Below are 2020 nucleotides of genomic sequence, written 5' to 3'. Positions count from 1 at the left end.
CACACCCGTTCCCATGTCGAACACGGAAGTTAAGCTCTTTAGCGCCGATGGTAGTTGGAGGTTTCCTCCTGTGAGAGTAGGACATTGCTACGCAAACGAAGAACCACTTGTAGAGTGGTTCTTTTTTATGCGGATTAAACTAAAAAGCTGTTATTTTAGCGCTTTTTCTCTAATTAATTGGCTACCTGATCAATGTATTCTAAAAAAACTACAGTACTTTGAATTGTAGTCCTTTTAACAAATATAGTAGTCGATTTAGACACAGACATATATTCTCTAAGTTAAAGCGTTATCATGCTATTTATATTAAATCACGGAATACTTGGAATACTCTTTTATTTCTTGCGTTCTTGACATGACTGTATTACGTTGTTAATCTTACTATTAATATAATTTTTAATAGGAGGAATTACAGAATATGTGGGAAACAAAATTTGCCAAAGAAGGTTTAACGTTTGATGATGTATTATTAGTACCAGCACACTCTGAAGTGTTACCGAAGGAAGTTAGTCTATCAGTGGACTTAACACCAAAGATTAAACTTAACATTCCAATGATCAGTGCAGGTATGGATACTGTTACTGAAGCATCGATGGCGATTGCAATGGCACGTCAAGGTGGACTTGGTATTATTCATAAAAATATGTCGATCGAAGAACAAGCCGATAATGTAGAAAAAGTTAAGCGTTCTGAAAATGGCGTTATTACAAATCCATTTTTCTTAACACCTACACACCAAGTATTTGATGCAGAACATTTAATGGGCAAATACCGCATTTCTGGTGTTCCAATCGTAAATAATGAAACAGAATTAAAATTAGTAGGGATTATTACAAACCGTGATCTTCGCTTCGTACAAGACTACTCATTACTAATCGATGATGTTATGACGAAAGAAGATTTAATTACTGCTCCTGTAGGGACAACTTTAGATGAAGCTGAAAAAATGCTTCAACAATATAAAATTGAAAAATTACCGATCGTTGATGACGAAGGTGCATTAAAAGGTTTAATCACTATTAAAGATATTGAAAAAGTAATGGAATATCCAAGCGCTGCAAAAGATGAGCATGGTCGCCTATTAGTAGGTGCAGCTGTTGGTGTTACGAAAGATACTTTAGTACGTATTGAAAAATTAGTTGCAGCTCAGGTTGATATCATTGTTATTGATACAGCACACGGCCATTCACAAGGTGTTTTAAACACAGTAAAAGAAATCAGAGCTAAATACCCTGAACTTGCGATTATCGCTGGTAACGTGGCAACAGGCGAAGGTGCAGAAGCATTATTCGAAGCTGGAGCGGATGTAGTTAAAGTTGGTATTGGCCCAGGTTCAATTTGTACGACTCGTGTAGTTGCTGGTGTTGGTGTTCCACAAATCACAGCAGTTTATGACTGTGCGACTGTAGCTCGTAAATTAGGCAAAACAATTATCGCTGATGGCGGTATTAAGTACTCAGGCGATATTATCAAAGCTTTAGCAGCTGGTGGTCACGTAGTAATGCTTGGTTCATTACTTGCAGGTACTTCTGAATCTCCTGGAGACACTGAAATCTTCCAAGGTCGTCGCTTCAAAGTGTACCGTGGTATGGGTTCTGTATCAGCAATGGAAAACGGTTCAAAAGATCGTTACTTCCAAGATGATGCGAAGAAACTAGTGCCAGAAGGTATCGAAGGCCGCTTACCGTATAAAGGTGCTTTAGCTGATACGATTCACCAATTAGTAGGTGGTGTTCGTGCAGGTATGGGTTACTGCGGTACGAAAAATCTTCAAGACTTACGCGACAATGCACAATTTGTTCGTATGACGGGTGCAGGCTTACGTGAAAGTCATCCACATGATGTACAAATTACAAAAGAAGCTCCTAACTATTCATTACAATAAGAATTTTCAGGTTCTACAATAAATAACGTTGGTGAAGAAAAAAGCACCGATCTCTCATCAGATCGGTGCGGAAACTTCATTAACGTTATTTTTATTCAAAAAAAATAGAAAACAAGTGAGTTTCCCTATAGAATA

At 37.7% G+C, this 2020-nt stretch carries 1 protein-coding gene and 1 rRNA gene; both read left to right on the top strand.

Annotation, left to right across the window (positions count from 1 at the left end):
- Positions 1-93, top strand: a 5S ribosomal RNA gene (rrf, locus tag DF281_RS14375); the annotation flags it as partial.
- 325 nt (positions 94-418) lie between these two features.
- On the top strand, positions 419-1885 hold the full coding sequence (gene guaB, locus DF281_RS14370) for an IMP dehydrogenase (protein WP_109350941.1): 1467 nt from the start codon (positions 419-421) through the stop codon (positions 1883-1885).
- Positions 1886-2020 lie beyond the last annotated feature (135 nt).

Source organism: Kurthia zopfii (assembly GCF_003143955.1).
GTDB classification, from domain to species: Bacteria; Bacillota; Bacilli; order Bacillales_A; family Planococcaceae; genus Kurthia; species Kurthia zopfii.
Note: the sequence above shows the minus strand (reverse complement) of the source record. Positions and strands in the feature narration are given on the sequence as shown.